At 71.2% G+C, this 19,511-nt stretch carries 20 protein-coding genes; 11 read left to right on the plus strand and 9 right to left on the minus strand.

The window, feature by feature from the left end:
- The first annotated feature begins 171 nt into the window (after positions 1–171).
- Positions 172–1,482, plus strand: coding sequence for a PrsW family intramembrane metalloprotease (locus ABZ635_RS14375; RefSeq protein WP_357764193.1), 1,311 nt, complete (start codon positions 172–174; stop codon positions 1,480–1,482).
- Here ABZ635_RS14375 and ABZ635_RS14380 read toward each other — a convergent pair.
- The 4 genes from ABZ635_RS14380 to ABZ635_RS14395 all read right to left on the minus strand — a co-directional run bounded on the left by ABZ635_RS14380 (position 1,424) and on the right by ABZ635_RS14395 (position 4,511).
- Positions 1,424–2,539 carry a COX15/CtaA family protein gene (locus ABZ635_RS14380; protein WP_357764195.1) on the minus strand — a complete coding sequence of 372 codons (1,116 nt, stop codon included), beginning with the start codon at positions 2,537–2,539 and terminating at the stop codon, positions 1,424–1,426. The genes ABZ635_RS14375 and ABZ635_RS14380 overlap by 59 nt on opposite strands.
- 298 nt (positions 2,540–2,837) lie before the next feature.
- Entirely contained in the window at positions 2,838–3,032 is a 195-nt protein-coding gene (locus tag ABZ635_RS14385) for a hypothetical protein (RefSeq protein WP_357764198.1), read from the minus strand.
- 159 nt (positions 3,033–3,191) lie between these two features.
- Entirely contained in the window at positions 3,192–4,130 is a 939-nt protein-coding gene (locus ABZ635_RS14390) for an EamA family transporter (RefSeq protein WP_357764201.1), read from the minus strand.
- Between the two features lie 6 nt (positions 4,131–4,136).
- Positions 4,137–4,511, minus strand: coding sequence for a hypothetical protein (locus ABZ635_RS14395; protein ID WP_357764203.1), 375 nt, complete (start codon positions 4,509–4,511; stop codon positions 4,137–4,139).
- A 172-nt stretch (positions 4,512–4,683) separates the two neighbouring features.
- Here ABZ635_RS14395 and ABZ635_RS14400 point away from each other — a divergent pair, with 172 nt between their 5' ends.
- Positions 4,684–5,382 carry an RICIN domain-containing protein gene (locus ABZ635_RS14400; RefSeq protein WP_357764205.1) on the plus strand — a complete coding sequence of 233 codons (699 nt, stop codon included), beginning with the start codon at positions 4,684–4,686 and terminating at the stop codon, positions 5,380–5,382.
- A 322-nt stretch (positions 5,383–5,704) separates the two neighbouring features.
- On the opposite strand, the gene ABZ635_RS14405 is transcribed toward ABZ635_RS14400, so the two are convergent.
- The 3 genes from ABZ635_RS14405 to ABZ635_RS14415 form a co-directional block, all read right to left on the minus strand.
- Complete coding sequence (locus ABZ635_RS14405; protein WP_357764208.1) at positions 5,705–6,508, minus strand: inositol monophosphatase; 804 nt, start codon at positions 6,506–6,508, stop codon at positions 5,705–5,707.
- A gap of 78 nt (positions 6,509–6,586) precedes the next feature.
- Entirely contained in the window at positions 6,587–7,423 is an 837-nt protein-coding gene (locus tag ABZ635_RS14410) for an ABC transporter permease (RefSeq protein WP_357764211.1), read from the minus strand.
- The gene (locus ABZ635_RS14415) at positions 7,423–8,361 is read right to left on the minus strand and encodes an ABC transporter ATP-binding protein (protein WP_357764214.1); all 939 of its coding nucleotides are present in this window, start codon (positions 8,359–8,361) and stop codon (positions 7,423–7,425) included. The genes ABZ635_RS14410 and ABZ635_RS14415 overlap by 1 nt, the downstream gene beginning before the upstream one ends.
- A gap of 482 nt (positions 8,362–8,843) precedes the next feature.
- On the opposite strand from ABZ635_RS14415, the gene ABZ635_RS14420 reads away from it, so the two are divergent.
- The 9 genes from ABZ635_RS14420 (at position 8,844) to ABZ635_RS14460 (ending at position 15,976) form a co-directional block, all read left to right on the plus strand.
- A complete protein-coding gene (locus ABZ635_RS14420; protein ID WP_357764274.1) occupies positions 8,844–9,611 on the plus strand; it encodes a helix-turn-helix domain-containing protein in 768 nt (255 codons plus the stop codon).
- 19 nt (positions 9,612–9,630) lie between these two features.
- Positions 9,631–11,043 (plus strand): Fe-S cluster assembly protein SufB, encoded by a 1,413-nt coding sequence (gene sufB / locus ABZ635_RS14425; RefSeq protein ID WP_357764217.1) that lies wholly within the window; start codon positions 9,631–9,633, stop codon positions 11,041–11,043.
- 1 nt (position 11,044) lies between these two features.
- Positions 11,045–12,205 carry a Fe-S cluster assembly protein SufD gene (sufD, locus tag ABZ635_RS14430; RefSeq protein ID WP_357764220.1) on the plus strand — a complete coding sequence of 387 codons (1,161 nt, stop codon included), beginning with the start codon at positions 11,045–11,047 and terminating at the stop codon, positions 12,203–12,205.
- Positions 12,198–12,533, plus strand: coding sequence for a non-heme iron oxygenase ferredoxin subunit (locus tag ABZ635_RS14435; protein WP_357764223.1), 336 nt, complete (start codon positions 12,198–12,200; stop codon positions 12,531–12,533). The genes sufD and ABZ635_RS14435 overlap by 8 nt, the downstream gene beginning before the upstream one ends.
- An 8-nt stretch (positions 12,534–12,541) precedes the next feature.
- Positions 12,542–13,303 (plus strand): Fe-S cluster assembly ATPase SufC, encoded by a 762-nt coding sequence (sufC, locus tag ABZ635_RS14440; RefSeq protein ID WP_357764226.1) that lies wholly within the window; start codon positions 12,542–12,544, stop codon positions 13,301–13,303.
- A gap of 2 nt (positions 13,304–13,305) precedes the next feature.
- A complete protein-coding gene (locus ABZ635_RS14445) occupies positions 13,306–14,604 on the plus strand; it encodes a cysteine desulfurase (protein WP_357764228.1) in 1,299 nt (432 codons plus the stop codon).
- A gap of 20 nt (positions 14,605–14,624) precedes the next feature.
- Positions 14,625–15,101: a Fe-S cluster assembly sulfur transfer protein SufU gene (sufU, locus tag ABZ635_RS14450; RefSeq protein WP_357764231.1), complete on the plus strand. Its 477-nt coding sequence runs from the start codon at positions 14,625–14,627 to the stop codon at positions 15,099–15,101.
- Positions 15,102–15,479: a metal-sulfur cluster assembly factor gene (locus ABZ635_RS14455; RefSeq protein ID WP_357764233.1), complete on the plus strand. Its 378-nt coding sequence runs from the start codon at positions 15,102–15,104 to the stop codon at positions 15,477–15,479. It abuts the gene before it with no gap.
- A 107-nt stretch (positions 15,480–15,586) separates the two neighbouring features.
- Complete coding sequence (locus ABZ635_RS14460; RefSeq protein ID WP_357764236.1) at positions 15,587–15,976, plus strand: hypothetical protein; 390 nt, start codon at positions 15,587–15,589, stop codon at positions 15,974–15,976.
- Positions 15,977–16,028: 52 nt separating this feature from the next.
- Here ABZ635_RS14460 and ABZ635_RS14465 read toward each other — a convergent pair whose 3' ends face one another.
- Positions 16,029–16,787 carry a DUF2470 domain-containing protein gene (locus tag ABZ635_RS14465; protein ID WP_357764238.1) on the minus strand — a complete coding sequence of 253 codons (759 nt, stop codon included), beginning with the start codon at positions 16,785–16,787 and terminating at the stop codon, positions 16,029–16,031.
- Positions 16,788–16,946: 159 nt separating this feature from the next.
- Positions 16,947–19,286: a hypothetical protein gene (locus tag ABZ635_RS14470; protein ID WP_357764241.1), complete on the minus strand. Its 2,340-nt coding sequence runs from the start codon at positions 19,284–19,286 to the stop codon at positions 16,947–16,949.
- Between the last annotated feature and the right edge of the window lie 225 nt (positions 19,287–19,511).

Raw genomic sequence — 19,511 nt, forward strand, 5'->3', positions numbered from 1 at the left:
CGTGGCCTCGTCTCCGTGTCGTGCGGACGCTCCGATCCTCTCCCATCCCGACGCCGCGCGGCACGTCGGCGCCCACTCCCGGCCGTGTCGCGGCCCGCCCCTGCGAGGGGGCCCGGAGCGGTACTCCGTCGACCCCGCCGAACGCCCGCTGACCCGCTACGATCTGTGCCCATGCCCCGACTCGACAGCAGGGCGATCCTGCAAGGACGCCGCTCCCGGTACTCGATGACCCTCATCCTGGGCACCACCGTCAGCGTGGTGTGCATGATCGGCATGCTCTCGTACCTGTGGTCGCTGGCGATCGCGGGAGGAGCGGCGGCGGGCATCGACGGCGCCACCGGTTTCGTCGTCAGCCTGGTCGCCGCGATCATCCCGGTGACCATCCTCGTGCCGCTCATCCTCATGCTCGACCGGCTCGAACCCGAGCCCGGCTGGGTGCTGTTCTTCGCGTTCGCGTGGGGCGCGGGGGTGGCGGTCGTGGCGTCGTTCCTGCTCAACAGCTGGGGGCTGACCTACCTCACCAAGCCGGTGTTCGGCGACGGTGTGGCCGAGTTCCTCAGCACGTCCCTGGTGGCGCCGGTCGTGGAGGAGAGCGCCAAGGGCATGGTCCTGCTCATCCTGCTGTGGCGGCGGCGCCACGAGATCGACACCTTCACCGACGGCGTGGTCTACGCGGGGATGGTGGCGACCGGGTTCGCCTTCACCGAGAACATCCTCTACTTCCTCAGCGCGTTCTTCGACGACACCCTCGTCGCGACCTTCGCCATCAGGGGCCTGATCGCGCCGTTCGGCCACCCCGTCTACACCGCGATGATCGGGCTGGGGGTGGCGTACGCGGCGATGCGCACCGGCTCGTGGCGCTTCCTGGCCCCGATCGGCGGTTGGGTGACGGCGGTGCTGTTGCACGGCATGTGGAACGGGTCGACGTACTTCGGGTGGACCGGTCTGGGCGTGGCCTACCTGGTGCTGTTCGTGTTCCTGCTCGGCATCCTCGTGATCGCCGCCCACGACCGGCGCGGCCAGGTCGCCGCGATCGACCGGTACCTGCCCCCCTACATCTCCACGGGCCTGGTCACCCCGGCCGACATCACGATGCTCAGTTCGATGACGGGGCGGCGCCGGGCCCGGGAGTGGGCCGCGCTCAACGCGGGGGCCAAGGGCCGCGCCGCGATGAAGGACTACCAGTTGGCCGCCACCGAGCTCGCGCTCCTGCACCAGAAGCTCGACGCGGGGCTGGGCCGGGACGACTGGAAGGTCAACCGGGACTCGTTCCTCGCGCTGATGCACGTGGCCCGGGACACCTTCCTCGGGAGGCTGCCCCAGCCGGTGACTCCCGGCTGGGCGGAGAACCCCACGGACTCCGGGTTCCTGCGCAGGGCCGACTTCGCGCACGTCATCGCACAGGCGCGGGCCCAGCAGCCGCCTACTCCGAGCGCACCGCGGCAGAACTACGTTCCCCGGCACGGGCAGCCTCCGCGGTGACGTCCCCGCCCGGCGGGACCAGGCGCGTGGTGGCGAAGTACAGGCGGGAGATCGCCACCCAGGTGAGCGCGGAGCCCAGCACGTGCAGGACCACGAGGCCCTCGGGCAGCTCCAGGGCGTACTGGGTGTAGCCCAGGACTCCCTGGAGCAAGACGATCACCAGCAGGGCCACACTGCTCACCCGGGCGATGCGGTGGGCGCCTCCTCGGAAGGCGACCACGGTGGCCAGGAGGCTCCCCGCCAGGGTCAGCCAGCCCAGCACGGAGTGCACCCGGGTCACGGCGGCCAGGTCGAGGTTCCAGCGCGGGGCGAGGGCGTCGCCGCCGTGCGGGCCGGTGCCGGTCACCACGGTCCCGGCGATCAGCAGCAGGAACCCGATCACGACCAGTCCGATGCTCACCGTGTGCAGCATCGGCCCCACGGACACCTGAGGCCGACCCTCGGGCTCCTGGCAGCGTACGTAGAGCGCCACCGTGACGAAGACCATCACCATGGACAGCAGGAAGTGGGTGGCCACCGAGGCCGGGTGCAGGTCGGTCCAGACGGTGATGCCGCCGACCACGCCCTGACCCAGGACGCCGAACGGGATGATCGCGGCCAGCCGGACCAGGTCGCGGCGCCGGGGGGACATGCGCAGCACGGCGACGAGGGTGATCACGGCGACCGCCAGCACCACGAAGGTCAGGGTGCGGTTGCCGAACTCGATGGCGGCGTTGAGGGCGGCGTGGCCGGTGTCGATCGGCACGAAGCTGTCGGGGGTGCACTTGGGCCACTCGGAGCATCCCAGGCCCGAGGAGGTGACCCGCACGGTCGCGCCGGTCACGGCGATCCCGGCGTTGACGGCGATGTTGCCGAGTGCCCAGGCGCGCAGGGACCCCGGGGTGGGGTTCCAGATGGTCCGGGCCAGCAGGACCAGGGCCAGGACGCCCGCGGCGGCCACGGCGATCTGCCATCCCCAGAGGGGGACTCCGAGGAGGACGATGTCCTCCAGTTCGTCCGCCGCGAGCGGGGTGATCGTGGTGAGGGCCGTCGTCGCGGAGGCCGGGGATGCGTACATACGACAGACTGTAGTACATCATCCGTGGGGCGGTGATGCGCCCTCCGCGACGGTGTTGGCCTGCGCGAACCCGGTGCTTCGGTGCCGCTCGGGCGCCTGCGCGCGGGGTCGGTGCGCACGTGTGCGCTCGATCACTGGGCGGTGTGTTCCACGCCGGTGCGCGGCCGACGCGCGGCCGACGCGCGGCCGGCCCGCTCCCGGCGCGGTCGCGGCCGCCAGGGGCGGACACGACGAACGGGGGCCCGGAACACGCTCCGGACCCCCGTCGTCGGGATTCTGGGTCAGGCCTGGCGAACCACTACTTGTTGTGGCTGTTCTGCGCGATGCACTGGTTCAGCAGGTTCAGGTCGAGGTTCAGCAGACCGAGCTGCTGCTGCTCCTGGACACACTGGTGGTAGACCGAGGAAGACTCCGCGGAAGCGGCCCCGGCGCCCAGCCCGAGGAGGCTGGCGGAGAAGAACGCGGTCAGGGCGAGCTTGGCGGCGATACGCATGGGTGTCCCCTTTTGAGTGCGAGTGCTCAGGAATGGGTCGGCCGTCCCAGAGGCAAGGGTTACCGGTGGCGACCGGGCGGAAACACCGCCGGATCGAGGTTTGCCTGATCCGTGGCGGTGATCTCCCGTCCCATGGACGCGGGCGCGCGGCCTTGGTCTCTAGTTGTCCCCGCTCGTATTCGTGTTGGCCTGGTCACTCCGCGTGTGCTCGCGTTCCTCGCGTGCCGCGGCGCTGCGGGTCGCGCCGACACTCGCTGCGATCACGCAGCCCACGGCGAGCCACTGCCACACGGTCAGCAGTTCGCCCAGCAGGGCCAGGCCCACGAGGGCGGCGGCCGCGGGCTGGAGGCTCATCAACACTCCGAAGACCCGGGGCGGCATCCGGCGGAGCGCGTTCAGTTCCAACGTGTACGGCACCACGGAGGAGAGCACGCCCACGGCCAGGCCGAACAGCAGCAGACGCCAGTCCAGCAGCGCCGCACCGCCCTCGGCGATCCCGGCCGGCGCCAGCACCACCACGCCCACCACGCTGGCGATGGCCAGCCCCGAGGCCCCGCTGAACCGCTGCCCCGTGGCGGCGCTCAACAGGATGTAGCCCGCCCAGGCGGTGGCGGCCAGCACGGCGAACAGCACGCCCACCGGGTCGAGCTCACGGAACTCGACGCCCAGCGCGGCCACGCCCAGCCCGGCCAGGCCCGCCCACAACAGGTCCACGCGGCGGCGTGAACCCAGGATCGCGATGGCGAGCGGCCCCAGGTACTCGATGGTCACCGCGATACCCAGCGGGATGCGGGCGAAGGCCTGGTAGATGAAGTAGTTCATGGAGGCCAGGGCCACGCCGTATCCGACCACCACCATCCAGTCGGTGCGGCTGCGCGCCCTCAGCGCGGGGCGCACCAGCAGGGCCAGCAGCACCGCCGAGGTGAGCAGGCGCAGCCACACCACGGCCGCCGGGGGCAGGGACTCGAACAGGGACTTGGCCACTCCCGCGCCGGTCTGCACCGAGACGATGCTGACCATCACCAGCCACACCGGGGGCAGGGACCCCAGGACCGCGCCGGGGGAGAGGGGGCTCGTCGAGCCGCTCCGGGAACTCATGTTGAGTCATCCTACGTTTTCCGGTGCCCTCTCCATCGCACCGGACCCCGCGTTCGCCGTCGTCACAGCGGTGGACCCGGCCCGGGGCCGGGCCACCAGGGCCAGCAGGAGCAGCAGCCAGGCCACCACCACCGTGCCCGGTTGCAGCAGGGTCATGACGAGCCCGATCACCGTGAGGTCGCCCTGCCCGGTGAGGAGCTGAACCCCGATCCACAGGAAGGGAAGCGCCGCGGCCAGGAGGTTCACCGCCAGCGCCGCCCAGACCAGACCGGCCCGCTCCGGGCGGCGCCACACCAGGAGCGCTCCGCCCACTACGAGCAGGAAGACGGGCGGACCCAGGTAGCGGACCACGATGAACCAGGGGACTCCGATGGCTTCCATGGTCGGTCACCCTATCGAGCACCCGGGCGGACACCGCGATCCGGGACGACCGGTGATCAGTGGTGCGGAGCCGACCCGACGACCCGAACGTGCGCCGGGTCGACACGTGGTGTGGAATGGTCCGAGCCCGCGGAGACCGCGGGCGGCCCCGTCCCCGCAGGAGAGTCCCGCCATGTCGTCCCGACGCAGAGCGCCGAGAGCCGCTTCCCAGGAGCCGTACCCGCCCCGGTGGCCGATCGTGGCCGGTGCGCTGGCCCTGCTCCTGGTGGTCGGACTCGGCGGCTACGTCTCGGGGATGTTCGTCGCCGAGGGCGCGGCCGAGCCCGAGGAGATGTCCGTGGTCTCGGGCATCCTCGTCGAGCCGCCCGGCGGACCGGACGAGGAGCCCGAGCCCGAGGAGGAACCCGAGGAGGAAGAGGTGACCCACCCGGCGGGCCTGGACCCCGAACAGGCCTACGTCCTCCAGAGCGTGCACGGGGACCGCGTCATGGACGTGGCGGGCGGCTCCGCCGAGAACGGCGCCCCCGTCCACCTGTGGGACCGCCACGACCAGCCCCATCAGCAGTGGCGGTTCACCCACGTGGAGGACGACTTCTACGAGATCGTCGGCGTGGGCAGCGGCAAGCTGCTGGAGATCCCCACCGACGAGGCGGCGCAGCCGGGCTCGGCCCTGCTCAGCCGCACCGGCGACCCCCACCAGCAGTGGCGTGTGGTCGAGGTGGGCGACGGCGTGGTCCGGCTGCTCAACCGGGCCTCCGGCCAGGCCCTGGAGGGGCAGGGGGGCAGTCCCGACAACGGCACGGCGGTGGCCCAGGGAGAGGACGGCGGCCACCCCCACCAGCAGTGGCGCCTCCTCCCGATCGGGGAGTGAGCGCGACCGGCGGGGGCGTGCCCGGCCCGGGTCCCGCCGGCTTCCTCGTGCCCGTGTTCTCCCCCTGATCGGCGCCCGACCACGGCTGAGCCCTGAGCCCCGTGATCCCTCGGAGTCCACGCACTCCCGCGGCGTCCGCGCGCGCAGCACGTCCCTGACGGAGAACACCCATGAGCCCGCGCCCACGCCGGTTCCTCCGTGGGCGCGGCGGCGGGCCTGTTCCTCGCCGTGGCGCCGCCCGGAGCGGGCTATCCGCTGGTTGGTGCGGTGCTGGTCGTGGTGGCCGCCGCCGTGCTGCTCACCGCCGGGTCCCGGACCCGGTTCAAGGCGCCAGCAGCAGTGACCGGACCGTCCCCCATGACGCGGGGTCGGCGGCGTCGAGCAGGAGGCGCCCCGGCTCGTCGGGGCGGTACGGGGTGCCCTCGGGGCGTCGGCTGACCGCTCCGGCCTCGTCGAGCAGGAGCCCGCCGGGCGTGTGGTCCCAGGGCATGGGATCGGCGAACAGCATGAAGTCCAGCTCCCCCGCGAGCAGACGCGGGTAGTCCACCCCCGCGCACCCGGAGCCCCGGTTCACGTCGGCGAACCTGGACGCCCCCGCGTTCACGTGCTCGTGTTCCTCCGGGGACAGCCGTCTGCGCTGGACCATGCCCCGCAGTTCGGCCGGGTCGGTCGGCGCGGGCGCGCGGCGCAGCCGTACGCCGTCCCGCCAGGTGCCGGAACCGAGCTCGGCCACGTGTGCGGTGCCCTCGGTGGGGCGCAGAATCCAGGAGGCCACCGCCCGCCCCTCGCGGACCAGGGCCGCCATCACGGCGAACCTCGTGTCGCCGTTGGCGAAGTTGCGGGTGCCGTCCACGGGGTCGACGACCCAGGCGACCGGCTCCTTGCCCAGGAGCCCCACCAGGGCGGGGTCGGCGGCGGTGGCCTCCTCGCCCACGACCGGCGCGTCGACCAGCTCCCGGAGGCGGCGGCCGATCACCGCCTCCGCCTCGCGGTCGGCGACGGTGACGATCTCGCCGGGTGACTTCTCCGACACCTCGTGCTCGGACAGGGCACCGAAACGCGGCAGGATCGTCGATTCGGCGGTCTCGCGGAGCACGGTGGTCACCGCGTCGATGTCGATGGTCATGACCGACACCCTAGGCCGTGGACTCTCCGTGGAGCGGGTCGGGCCGTGGGCGTCGGGCTGTTCCCGGTGGAGCGTCCGTCACTCCCAGCGGAACAGCCGGGAGGCCAGGAGACCGGCGACGACCGTCCACACGGTGAGCACCGCGAAGGCGCCCAGGCCGGGCAGGGACCCGTCGGTGAGCACGGCGCGGAGCCCCGAGCCGAGGGCGGTGATCGGCAGGACCGACACGGCCTGCTCCATCGGCCCCGGGAAACTGCTGGTGGGGAACAGGACCCCGCCCAGACCCAGCATGAGCACGTACACCAGATTGGCTCCGGCCAGGGTGGCCTCCGCGCGCAGCGTTCCCGCCATCAGCAGGGCCAGGGAGCTGAACGCGGCCGTGGCCAGCAGTACCAGCGCGAGCAGGGCCAGCACTCCCGCGAGGTCGAGGGAGGGGGCCCATCCCAGGAGCAGCGCGACCACGCACAGCACGGAGATCTGGATGGCCTGCACGCCGAGCACGGCCAGGGTCTTGGCGGCCAGCAGCCCGAACCGGGAGAGCGGGGTGGCGCCGAGGCGTTTGAGCACCCCGTAACGGCGCTCGAACCCGGTTCCGATCGCCAGACCGGTGAAGGAGGTGGACATGATCGCCAGCGCCAGCACTCCGGGGGTCAGGGCGTCCACACGGGCACCCTCGCCCACGTCCAGTACGTCGACCAGGCTGAACCCCACCAGCAGCAGGACGGGGATGACCATGGTCAGCAGGAACTGCTCGCCGTGGCGCAGCATGACCCGCAGTTCCATCCCGGCCTGGGCGGCGATCATCCGCCACATCGGGGCGGCGCCGGGAGCCGGGGTGAACAGGCGCGCGTCGAGGGCGGGCGTCGGGGCGTCGGTGACGGCGGACGCGGCCGTCCCTGAGGTGTTCTGGGTCATCAGTCGCGCAGTTCCCGGCCGGTGGTTTCGAGGAAGACGTCTTCGAGGGTACGTCGCCGTACGCGCAGGTCCTCCGCGAGGAGGCCGGAGGAGGCGCACCACGCGGTGACGGCGGCCAGGAACTCCGGGCCGAGGTCGTCGGGGTCGTCGGTGGCCACGGAGTACTCGTGCCGACCGCCGGTGTCGGTGGCGCTCACACGGCCGCCGGAGGGCAGGGCCGCCTCCAGCGCCCCGGTGTCGACCGGGGTCGCGGTGGAGAAGCGCACCTCGCGCCGCCCCTCGGTGAGTTCGGCCGGGGTGCCCTCGGTGACCACCGCGCCGCGGTCGATGATGACCACGTGGTCGGCCAGCCGCTCGGCCTCCTCCATGTGGTGCGTGGTGAGGATCACCGCCACCCCGGCCTCGCGAAGCGCCGAGACCAGGTCCCAGGTGGCCATGCGCGCCTGGGGGTCGAGTCCGGCGGTGGGCTCGTCGAGGAAGACCAGTTCGGGGCGGCCGACCACGGCGCAGGCCAGGGAGAGGCGCTGCTGTTGGCCGCCGGAGAGGCGGCGGAACGGGGTGGCGGAGACGGAGGTCAGGCCCAGTCGTTCCAGGAGCAGGTCGGGGTCGACCGGGGTGGCGTGGAAGGAGGCCATCAGGCGCAGCCACTCGGCGGCCCGGGCCCCGGTGGGCACTCCGCCGGACTGCGGCATCACACCCACACGGGGCTTGAGCTCCGTCGCGTCGGCGACCGGGTCGAGCCCCAGGACCCGCACCCTCCCGTCGTCGGCGTGGCGGAAGCCCTCGCAGATCTCGATGGTGCTGGTCTTGCCCGCGCCGTTGGGGCCGAGCAGTGCGGTCACCGCGCCGCGGCGGGCGGTGAACGTGAGGCCGGTGACGGCCGTGGTGGCGCCGTAGCGCTTGACCAGGTCGACGACCTCGACGGCGGGTGTGTCCATGGGGCCTGAGTTTACGTGCGCCGGGGCCGCCGGCTTCACCACCCCGCCCTTCCCGGGGTGGCCCTGTTCGGGAGTGGAACGAACGTCCCTCTTCGGACAGCCGGAAATCGAAGCTGCCGGTGGTGTGATGGGGGGAAGAATGGCGGGTGCTGCCTGGTTGTAGGGATCTGGCCGCCGTGTTCACTGGGGCGGTGGAGGTGCGTGCGGCCCCTGGGTTCGCCCGGCTCCTCCGGGCCGTCCATCACGGGATTGCCCGCATGGTGGAACGCCGGTCTCGATGATTGGGAACATCGTGCGAATTCCGGCGGCGCGAAAGGGGCGTTCGGGCACGCCCCGCGAGCGAACTCCCAGATTAGGCAAGCCTGACCTTCGTGATGAAGCGCATCGAGGCGGGTTTGCCTAGGCGGACTTATTTAGGCCACACTGATGTTGTCTAAAGTCGAGAGCCGAAGGACGAGCGGGAGGGGATCACTGTGTCGGACCTGTCCGGTGCGCCCGGTGCGCCCCGGCCCCTGAACGGGCCCGACCACGGGACCCGCGCCCGCGTCGCACGGCTGATCCTGGAGAAGGGTCCGATCACCGCCTCCTCGCTGGGGGAGCGGCTCGGACTCACCCCGGCGGCCATCCGCCGCCACCTCGACAACCTGACCGTCGAGGGCATGGTCGAGGCCCGGGACGCCCGGCCCACGCACGGCCGACGCCGCAGGGGCCGCCCGGCGCGCGTCTTCGCCATCACCGAGGCCGGGCGCGACGCCTTCGTCCACGCCTACGACGACCTCGCCTCCAACGCCCTGCGCTTCCTAGCGCGGACCTCCGGTCCCGAGGCGGTGGGCGAGTTCGCCCGGAGCCAGGTCGCCGACCTGGAGCGGCGCTACCAGCCCCTGTTGGACGCCGTTCCCCAGGAACAACGGGTCCGGCTGCTGGCCGAGGCGCTCTCCAACGACGGCTACGCCGCCACCGCGGGCCGGGCGCCCGCGCCGGGTGGCGGCGACCAACTGTGCCAACACCACTGCCCCGTCGCGCACGTGGCCGCCGAGTTCCCGCAGCTCTGTGAGGCCGAGATCGAGGCCTTCGCGCGGCTCCTGGGCACCCCGGTGCGCCGGTTGGCCACCATCGCCCACGGCGACGGTGTGTGCACCACGCACGTCACCCCACGGGGAGACGGGGCGAGCGGGGAGGACGGCACCCCCGCGTCCAAGAAGGCCATCCGCCAGCGGGCGGGCGGCTCAGTTCACCAGAAGGACGTCTGAGTCCAGGAGGAGTCCGCGCATGACTTCCGTCGCGCACCCCGAGCTCGAAGGGCTCGGAACATATGAGTACGGCTGGGCCGACTCCGACGTGGCCGGAGCCTCGGCCCGTCGTGGCCTGAACGAAGAGGTCGTCCGGGACATCTCGGACAAGAAGAGCGAGCCGGAGTGGATGACCAAGCTCCGCCTCAAGTCGCTGAAGCTCTTCGACAAGAAGCCCATGCCCGACTGGGGCGCGGACCTGTCCAAGATCGACTTCGACAACATCAAGTACTTCGTGCGGTCCACCGAGAAGCAGGCCACCTCCTGGGAGGACCTGCCCGAGGACATCAAGAACACGTACGACAAGCTGGGCATCCCCGAGGCCGAGAAGCAGCGCCTGGTCGCCGGTGTCGCCGCCCAGTACGAGTCCGAGGTCGTCTACCACCAGATCCGCGAGGACCTGGAGGAGCAGGGCGTCATCTTCCTGGACACGGACACCGCCCTCAAGGAGCACCCGGAGATCTTCGAGGAGTACTTCGGCTCCGTCATCCCTGCCGGTGACAACAAGTTCGCCGCGCTGAACACCGCCGTGTGGAGCGGCGGGTCCTTCATCTACGTGCCCAAGAACGTGCACGTGGAGATCCCGCTCCAGGCCTACTTCCGGATCAACACCGAGAACATGGGCCAGTTCGAGCGGACGCTGATCATCGTCGACGAGGGCGCCTACGTCCACTACGTCGAGGGCTGCACCGCGCCGATCTACAAGTCGGACTCGCTGCACTCCGCGGTCGTCGAGATCATCGTCAAGAAGAACGCCCGCTGCCGTTACACGACCATCCAGAACTGGTCGAACAACGTCTTCAACCTGGTCACCAAGCGCGCCATCGCCGAAGAGGGCGCGACCATGGAGTGGGTCGACGGCAACATCGGCTCCCAGGTGACCATGAAGTACCCGGCCGTCTACCTGATGGGCGAGCACGCCAAGGGCGAGACCCTGTCGATCGCCTTCGCGGGCGAGGGCCAGCACCAGGACACCGGCGCCAAGATGGTGCACTGCGCGCCCAACACCTCCTCCAAGGTGGTCTCCAAGTCGGTGGCGCGCGGCGGCGGCCGCTCCTCCTACCGCGGCCTGATCCAGGTCCAGGAGGGCGCCCACCTCGCCAAGTCCTCGGTGGAGTGCGACGCGCTGCTGATCGACACCATCAGCCGTTCCGACACCTACCCCTACAACGACCTGCGCGAGGACGACACCGAGCTCGCGCACGAGGCCACCGTCTCCAAGGTCAGCGAGGACCAGCTCTTCTACCTGATGAGCCGCGGGATGGGCGAGGAAGAGGCCATGGCCATGGTCGTCCGAGGATTCGTGGAGCCCATCGCACGGGAGCTCCCGATGGAGTACGCACTGGAGCTCAACCGTCTGATCGAGCTCCAGATGGAAGGATCGGTGGGATAAGTTGACGACCGCGAACACAGAGCCCAAGGCGCACAGCCACGGGCTGGGACAGATCCCTGTCTCCAAGCTCGACACGCACGGCTCGCAGGACGTGGACGCCTTCCCCGTCCCGAACGGGCGTGAGGAGGAGTGGCGGTTCACCCCGCTGCGCCGCCTGAAGAAGCTGCACGACTGGAAGGGCTCCGCCGACGGCACCGACGAGGTCTCCGTGGACGCCCCCGAGGGCGTCACCGTGGAGACGGTCGGCCGTGACGACGAGCGGCTCGGCAAGGCGGGCCTGCCCGTCAACCGGGTGATCGCCCAGGCCTACACCTCCTTCGAGAAGGCCACCGTCGTGACCGTCCCGCAGTCGCTGGCCGCCGACAAGGCCATCACCATCGACCGCAAGGGTCTGGGCGGCACCGCGTTCGAGCAGCTGCTCATCGACGTCAAGCCGATGGCCGAGGCCACCGTCATCATCACGAACACCGGCACCGGTGTCCGCGCGGGCAGCCTCGACGTCCACGTCGGCGAGGGCGCCAAGCTCACGCTCGTCACGCTCCAGGAGTGGGACGACGACGCCGTCGAGGTCAGCCAGCACAACACGCGGGTCGGCAAGGACGCCAGCTTCCGGTCGATCGTCATCACCCTCGGCGGTGACGTGGTCCGTCTGTCGCCGCGCGTGTCCTACGACGACCGGGGCGGCAACGCCGAGCTCTACGGGCTCTACTTCTCCGGCGACGGCCAGCACCACGAGCACCGCTCGCTGATCGACCACAACGTGTCCAACACCCGCTCGCGGGTGGACTACAAGGGCGCGCTGAGTGGCAAGGACGCCCACGCGGTCTGGATCGGTGACGTGATCATCGGCGAGGGCACCACCGGTACCGACTCCTACGAGAACAACCGGAACCTCCAGCTCACCGACGACACCCGGGTGGACTCCGTCCCGAACCTGGAGATCTTCACCGGTGAGGTGGCGGGCGCCGGGCACGCCAGCGCCAGCGGGCGGCTCGACGACATCCACCTGTTCTACCTGCGTTCGCGCGGTATCCCGGAGGAGGAGGCGCGCCGCCTCATCATCCGCGGCTACTTCCTGGACATCGTCAACCGCATCGACGACCAGGACCTGCGCGACCACGTCATGGAGAAGGTCGAGCGGAAGCTCGCCGCGCATGAGTGAGCAGGGCGGTTGGGTCAAGGTCGCCGAACTCGACGAGATCCCCGAGGAAGGGGCGCTCGGCGTCGAGACCGACGACGAGACCCCCATCGCGCTGGTGCGCACCGAGGGGCAGGTCTACGCGCTGCGGGACGTGTGCTCGCACGCGGAGGTGCGCCTCTCGGAGGGCGAGGTCGAGGACGGCACCATCGAGTGCTGGCTCCACGGCTCGTGCTTCGACCTGCGCTCGGGGGCGCCGGTCAACCCGCCCGCGACCCAGCCGGTCCCCACCTACGACGTGAAGATCGACGGCGACGACGTGCTCGTGTCGCTGGATGACAAGAATTCCTGAGGCCTGAAATGACGAAGTTCGAAATCCGCGGTCTGCGCGCCGACGTCCTCATCAACGAGGACGAGCGGCAGGAGATCCTCAAGGGCGTTGACCTCACCATCAACTCCGGTGAGACCCACGCCATCATGGGCCCCAACGGCTCCGGCAAGTCCACCCTCGCCTACGCGATCGCGGGCCACCCGCGCTACGAGATCACCGAGGGCGAGGTCCTCCTCGACGGCGAGAACATCCTGGAGATGGAGGTGGACGAGCGGGCCCGCGCCGGCGTCTTCCTCGCCATGCAGTACCCGGTCGAGGTCCCGGGCGTGTCCATGTCCAACTTCCTGCGCAGCTCCGTCGGCGCGGTGCGCGGCGAGGCTCCCAAGCTCCGCCAGTTCTCCAAGGAGCTCCAGGGCGCGATGAAGGACCTGTCCATCGACCCGGCGTTCGCCGCCCGCGGCGTGAACGAGGGCTTCTCCGGCGGTGAGAAGAAGCGCCACGAGATCCTCCAGCTGGAGCTGCTCAAGCCCAAGGTCGCCATCCTGGACGAGACCGACTCCGGCCTGGACGTCGACGCGCTCAAGATCGTCTCCGAGGGCATCAACCGCGCCCAGGAGAGCAACGACCTCGGCGTCATGCTCATCACGCACTACACCCGCATCCTGAAGTACGTGCGTCCGGACTTCGTGCACGTCTTCTCGGGCGGCCGCATCGCCGAGTCGGGCGGCTCCGAGCTCGCCGACGTCCTTGAGTCCGAGGGCTACGAGCGGTTCGTGAAGGCGGGCGCGTAACCATGGCCCTCCGCGAGCCCGGTCAGCCCGACACGGCTCCGCTCGACACGCGGGCGATCCGGGAGGACTTCCCGATCCTCTCCCGGACCGTCCGCGACGAGCGCCCGCTGGTGTACCTCGACTCCGGGGCGACCTCGCAGAAACCGCGCCAGGTGCTGGACGCCGAGCGCGGGTTCTACGAACGCCACAACGCGGCGGTGCACCGTGGGGCGCACCAGCTCGCGGAGGAGGCCACCGACGCCTACGAGTCCGCCCGGGAGACCATCGCCCGGTTCGTCGGCGCCGACGCCGACGAGGTGGTGTTCACCAAGAACGCCACCGAGGCGGTCAACCTGGTCGCGTACGCGATGAGCAACGCGGCCACGGCCGACGAGGAGCTGCGCCGGTTCCAGGTCGGCCCCGGCGACGAGATCGTCGTGACCGAGATGGAGCACCACGCCAACCTGGTGCCCTGGCAGCAGCTGTGCCAGCGCACCGGGGCGACGCTGCGCTGGTTCCCGGTCACCGACGAGGGGCGTCTGGACCTGTCGGACCTGGGCGAACTGGTCAACGAGCGCACGAGGATGGTGGCGTTCACGCACCAGTCCAACGTGCTCGGCACGGTCAACCCGGTGGCCGCGATCACCGCGCGGGCCCGGGAGGTCGGCGCGCTGGTCCTGCTGGACGCCTGCCAGTCGGTGCCGCACATGCCGGTGGACGTGCGTGACCTCGACGTCGACTTCCTGGCCTTCTCGGGGCACAAGATGCTCGGTCCCAACGGGATCGGCGTGCTCTGGGGGCGCCGGGAGCTGCTCGCGGCCATGCCGCCCTTCATCAGCGGCGGTTCGATGATCGGCGTCGTGCACATGAGCCACTCGACCTGGGCGGACCCACCGCAGCGCTTCGAGGCCGGTGTGCCGATGGCCCCGCAGGCCGTCGGTCTGGCCGCCGCCTGTGACTACCTCTCCGAGGTGGGCATGGACCGGGTCGCCGCGCACGAGCACGCGCTCACCGAGTACGCGCTCAAGCACGTCGGCGCGATCGAGGGCGTGCGCGTCGTCGGTCCGACCGAGGCCGTCGACCGGGGCGGCGCGGTGTCGTTCGTGGTGGACGACATCCACCCGCACGACCTGGGTCAGGTCCTGGACGACCGGGGTGTGGAGGTCAGAGTCGGGCACCACTGTGCCTGGCCCCTGCACCGCAAGCTCGGTATCGTCGCGACCACACGGGCGTCGTTCTACCTCTACAACACGTTGGAGGACGTGGACGCGCTGGTGGAGGCCATCCGGGCCGCCCAGAGGTTCTTCGGGACCCGGGACTAGTACGAGGATTCTGCCTGACCATGCAGTTGGACGCGATGTACCAGGAGATCATCCTGGACCACTATCGGAACCCGCACCACAAGGGGCTGCGCGATCCGTACAACGCCGAGGCGCACCACATCAACCCCACCTGCGGGGACGAGGTGACGCTCCGGGTGACCCTGGCTCCCGCCGCCGACGGCGGCGCGCTCGACGAGAGGGCGGTCGTCAGCGACGTCTCCTACGAGGGGATGGGCTGCTCGATCAGCCAGGCCAGCACTTCGGTGCTGACCGACCTGCTCATCGGCAGGACGGTGGCCGAGGGTATGACGACCCTGGACGCGTTCACCGAGCTGATGCAGTCCAAGGGCAAGGGTGAGCCGGACGAGGACGTGCTGGAGGACGCCGTGGCGTTCGTCGGCGTGTCCAAGTACCCGGCCCGGATCAAGTGCGCCCTGCTGGGGTGGATGGCCTGGAAGGACGCGGTGTCGCAGTCCTTGGAGAAGGAAGGCGCCTGAATGAGCGACAACGAGACCACGACGACCGAGACCGCCGAGAAGACCGAGGCCGCTCCGCGCTCCCCTGAGGAGGAGGCGCTGGCCGAGGAGATCGCGGAGGCGCTCAAGGACGTGATCGACCCCGAGCTCGGCGTGAACATCGTCGACCTGGGTCTGGTCTACGGGGTGAACCACGACGACGAGTCGATCACCCTGGACATGACCCTGACCAGCGCGGCCTGCCCGCTGACCGACGTGATCGAGGACCAGGCCAACAGCGCCCTGGACGAGTTCGAGCGCGACGTGAAGATCAACTGGGTCTGGATGCCGCCGTGGGGTCCGGACAAGATCACCGACGACGGACGGGACCAGCTGCGCATGCTGGGCTTCAACGTCTGATCCGACTCCGTCGGAGTGCGGGCCGGGTTCCCTCGGGGGGCCCGGCCCGTGGTGTGTCCGGGTGGCCCCCGTCGCGGCGCCGTCCGGCGGTGGTGCATGATGCGGCTATGGCATCCCCCTCCGTCTCCGGTTCCGATGCGGACCTTCCCGGTGTCCCCGTAGAGCCGCGCACCTCCGCCTGGTGGATTCCCGTGTGGGTGCTGTCCGCCTGTGTCTGCCTGGCCGCGGCTCTGACGACGCACGCGTCCCTGTTCCTGGTGGCGTTGCACTCCCTGACCTGGGGTCTGGCACCGCTGTTGTTCTGGCTGTGGCCGCTGGTGTGGCTGCTCGTGCTCCCGGTGGGCCTCACGCACTTCGTGCTGGTGTGTCTGCGCAGACCCGGTGCCATGCGCCGTGGTCTGCTGGTCGCGCAGGCCGTGATGATGGCGCTGTACCTCGCGACGACATGGGGCCTGGTCGCCGTCGTGGCGGCGAACGGAAACCTGTTCGTGGTCTGAGCCCTCCGCGCGGGTGCGCTGACGAGGTCTTCGGCGCCGGTGCCGGTCGGGTTCAGTGCCGGTGCCGGTCGAGCCCGGCCATGTCCCGTACCTGGCGGGCGACGTCGTGCGGGGTGCGGGCGGCCCTACGGAAGGGGATGCGGACGTCGTGGTCGCCGTCCGGCCCCTCCCACCGCAACCGAAGCCCGTGCCGGTCCACGCCGAGCGGGCGCGGGCGACCGGGCGGAAGCGGGGTGCCGCAACGGGCGGCCAGGGCCCAGAGCACGTCGGGGTGGTCGTCCTCCAGGTGGCGCAGCCAGGGGCCCTCCCACCGGCCGAAGGGGTCGGCCGCGGCGTCCGTGAACTCCTCCGGGTGCAGCAGGTGGCAGCCGTCGTGGTCGGAGTGGATGATCAGGTGCGGCTCCATGACGACCAGGGTGCGTCCGTGGCCGAGGTCGAGCAGGCGCTCGTCGGGGTCGTCGGCCAGGGCGGCCAGGGCGCGGTCGCGGGCCTCGCGGAGCGGGGGCACGCGCAGCGTGCCGCTGATCCACAGGAGCGAGCGCGTGGGGTCGCGCAGGTCGACCGGGGCGGTGTCGGTGAACTCGACGGTGGCCTCCAGGGCGCCGTCGCCGATCTCGGCGAGGACCCGGTGCTGGTCGGGGACGAGCAGGGTGACCTCGCCCTGGAACGTGGTGTGGCACGCTGCGCCGGTCAGGTGCAGGCAGACGTCGTCGCTGGTCACCGTGGCCGGGTTGGGTCGGGCCAGGACGGAGCGGGCCCGTTCGGCGGGGGAGGGGGCGAGGGACTTCGGGTACGGGAGCAGGAGGACCACCTCAACTCTATTAGGTAAGGCTAACCTACATCCTGTGGTCGCGTCGGGGAAGCCCCGGAACGGCCCGACCGCCCGTCGAACCCCGCACCGGCAGGGCGCCCGACGCGAGAAGGGGCCGCACCGGAACTCCGGTACGACCCCTCGACGAGGGCGAACGCCTCAGTGGGCGGCGAACATGGCGGTGCGCAGCTCCCCGGCGATGTCCTCGTCCCCACGCAGCGACAGCGCCTCCAACAGCGACTGCGGGTCCGCCAACGACTCGTCACCGTTGTCGGTGATCCGGCGCGAGAGGATTCTGAGTGCCTCCTCCGGCGCGGCCGGGGCCGTGTAGCCGATCAGGTGCAGGGCGCGCGCGGCGGGCGGGTGTCCGCTCAGGTCGCCGGCGGGAAGCTTGCGCGCGTCCAGTCGGTCGCCCGAGACCGTGATGAACATCCGGTCGCCCGGCTGGGCGGCCTGACGCCGCAGCAACGGCCGCAACGAGTCGAAGGCGGGCTGGTCACGCCAGACCAGGACGAGCAGGTCCGCGCCGGGCGCCGTCAGGCACAGCAGGCGCCCGGGCTGAAGGCCCAGGTGGGTGGCGTAGCCGGTGGGAACCGCGACCGGGGCACCGTTGAGGTGGTCCGCGGTGATGTCGATGCGGTGCCACCAGCGTCCGTCCGGGGCCCGGAAACAGCGGGCCGACGCGGCCGGGTCGCTCGTCCCCGGTCGTACCGGGGACGGGTGGACCGGGTGGGCCAGCGGCGGGACCGGGGGCGCCATCGGCACCGGCGGCGCGACGGCCCCGAACCCGACCTGCTCGGGACCGGTTCTGACCTGGTGGGAGGGCTCGGCGGCGTGGGCTGCTGGCTCGACGGGGCCGGGCTGTCCGTCGGGTCGGCGCCGGATCGGCAGACCGTTCTCGGTGGTGGCGCCGGACCCCTCGGGGGTGTGGTTGTCGCCGGGGGCCTCCATGGGAACGGAGGAGTCCACATACACGTGGCCGTCGCGCAGACTCACCCCGGGCGTGCTCAGCAACCAGGCCCGGAGCTCCTGCTGGCGGATGCCGATCCGGCCCAGGCGGATGCCCGCCTCGGTCAGGTTGGGGGCGTCACCCAGCAGTTCGCGGGTCTGCCAGCGCAGCTTGTTCGGATCGTCGGCGATGAGCCAGCCGTTGTGCATGCGCCGGTCGGTGAACAGGGTGATGATCACGCGCCAGAGCGGGGTGTGCAGCGTGGGCACGTCCACCGGGTGGTCGGGGTGCGCGTTGATGAGCCGGTCGATGGTGGTCGCCGAACCGAGCTGTTCGGAGAGCTCGCGCAGGTGTTTGGTGATGGCGGCGCCCTCGGGCGAGCCCAGCCAGCGCAGCAGGCGCTCCTCCACCTTACGCTGGGCCCCGCGGATCTCGGTGACGTCCACCGAGATCTGCTCGGAGAGGACGCGGATGCTGATCGGGTCGGTGGCGAAGAGGCGTTCGGCGGCCACCGTCCGCTCCAGCTCGGGCCAGGAGCGGAACATCTCCTCGACCTGGTCCACCAGCGGGTGCTGGCCCAGGACCGGGGCCGGGGGCTCCTCCACGCGTTCGGGTGCGGGGGCCTTGGTGCGGCTGAAGCTGGGGCGGCGCAGGGTGCGGCCGGGGCCCAGCAGGGAGCTGCGGAACTGCGAGCGCAGGTCGCCGACACCGCTGCTCGCGGTGGCGGCGGCCTCGGTGGCGACGGCGTCGGCGCTCAGGACGGACCCCGGGATCATCGCCGCCGAGCTGACCATGCTGCCGACCGGGGCGGGGGTCTCCGGAACGGGGGTCTCCGGGGCCGGGGCCGCCCGCTCGGGCGCGGGTTCGGCGACGGGCGGGTCCTGGTCCCGTTGGGCGCGCAGTGCGCGCAGGGTGCGGATCGCACGGGTGGCGGGGGTCTGGGGCGGGCTCGCCGACCCCTCGGAGTCGTCGGCCCGGTCGGGTGCCCCGCCCGCGCCGGTCGCGCTCTCCAGGTAGTCCAGCGCGCTGCGCACGTGTTCGGGGGCGGCGTCGGGCAGCCAGTGCGCGATGGTGCGCACCGCCTCCGTCATCAGGGCGGGGGAGGGGGTGGGCCCGCCGGGGAGTTCGCAGCAGGGTTGGAGGGCCCGCCAGGCGATCGTGCTCACGACGTCCAGTACTCCGCAGCCAGGCAGACGCCACTCGCGCATCTCCTGGGGGCAGGCCGCGATGAGGCGGTCCCAGTCACCCGCGGTGGCGACCACCGCGCCCCGGACCGGTTCGGCCAGGTCGGAGCAGTCCACGGGTTGTGCGCGCAGGCTCGGCAGGAACTCCGACAGGGCGATGTGCCCCCAGTGTTCGACCGCGAGGCGCGCCAGCCCGTTCGCCAGCCAGGGCGGACCGGCGATGTCCAGGACCCGGGTGAGGGGCAGCGAGTGCCACCAGCCGTCGATGAGACGGTCGTGGTGGAGCAGTGGTGCCACGTCCGGCGACCTCGACCACCGCAGGGCGGGCGCGAGGTCGACGAGGCAGATCGGAGAGACGGCGTTCATCCGCTGGGGACCTCGACCTCCTGGTGTCTGCACGTGAATTGGGGAGGAACCGCACGGGCCTTCGGTTCGATGCACCACAGTACGCGCCCTTGACCCGGACGAGGACGGATCTTGGCCCGACTCGATCGCTGCCGCGTGGGGGCACGGCGGACCGAGGGGCAGGGGTGCCGTGAGCACTTCCCCGAGATCGTACGTGCCCCGGGGCCACATGGGTAGTCCCGGGAG

The organism is Nocardiopsis sp. NPDC007018 (assembly GCF_040635075.1).
GTDB lineage: Bacteria > Actinomycetota > Actinomycetes > Streptosporangiales > Streptosporangiaceae > Nocardiopsis.

Coding starts and splice junctions, on each gene's coding strand:
- ABZ635_RS14400 (WP_357764205.1), top strand. CDS start 4,684: ATGTCGTCCCGACGCAGAGCGCCGAGAGCCGCTTCCCAGGAGCCGTAC.
- ABZ635_RS14470 (WP_357764241.1), bottom strand. CDS start 19,286: ATGAACGCCGTCTCTCCGATCTGCCTCGTCGACCTCGCGCCCGCCCTG.
- ABZ635_RS14445 (WP_357764228.1), top strand. CDS start 13,306: ATGGCCCTCCGCGAGCCCGGTCAGCCCGACACGGCTCCGCTCGACACG.
- ABZ635_RS14395 (WP_357764203.1), bottom strand. CDS start 4,511: ATGGAAGCCATCGGAGTCCCCTGGTTCATCGTGGTCCGCTACCTGGGT.
- ABZ635_RS14410 (WP_357764211.1), bottom strand. CDS start 7,423: ATGACCCAGAACACCTCAGGGACGGCCGCGTCCGCCGTCACCGACGCC.
- ABZ635_RS14375 (WP_357764193.1), top strand. CDS start 172: ATGCCCCGACTCGACAGCAGGGCGATCCTGCAAGGACGCCGCTCCCGG.
- ABZ635_RS14405 (WP_357764208.1), bottom strand. CDS start 6,508: ATGACCATCGACATCGACGCGGTGACCACCGTGCTCCGCGAGACCGCC.
- ABZ635_RS14455 (WP_357764233.1), top strand. CDS start 15,102: ATGAGCGACAACGAGACCACGACGACCGAGACCGCCGAGAAGACCGAG.
- ABZ635_RS14390 (WP_357764201.1), bottom strand. CDS start 4,130: ATGAGTTCCCGGAGCGGCTCGACGAGCCCCCTCTCCCCCGGCGCGGTC.
- sufB (WP_357764217.1), top strand. CDS start 9,631: ATGACTTCCGTCGCGCACCCCGAGCTCGAAGGGCTCGGAACATATGAG.
- ABZ635_RS14385 (WP_357764198.1), bottom strand. CDS start 3,032: ATGCGTATCGCCGCCAAGCTCGCCCTGACCGCGTTCTTCTCCGCCAGC.
- sufC (WP_357764226.1), top strand. CDS start 12,542: ATGACGAAGTTCGAAATCCGCGGTCTGCGCGCCGACGTCCTCATCAAC.
- ABZ635_RS14435 (WP_357764223.1), top strand. CDS start 12,198: ATGAGTGAGCAGGGCGGTTGGGTCAAGGTCGCCGAACTCGACGAGATC.
- ABZ635_RS14460 (WP_357764236.1), top strand. CDS start 15,587: ATGGCATCCCCCTCCGTCTCCGGTTCCGATGCGGACCTTCCCGGTGTC.
- ABZ635_RS14380 (WP_357764195.1), bottom strand. CDS start 2,539: ATGTACGCATCCCCGGCCTCCGCGACGACGGCCCTCACCACGATCACC.
- ABZ635_RS14415 (WP_357764214.1), bottom strand. CDS start 8,361: ATGGACACACCCGCCGTCGAGGTCGTCGACCTGGTCAAGCGCTACGGC.
- sufU (WP_357764231.1), top strand. CDS start 14,625: ATGCAGTTGGACGCGATGTACCAGGAGATCATCCTGGACCACTATCGG.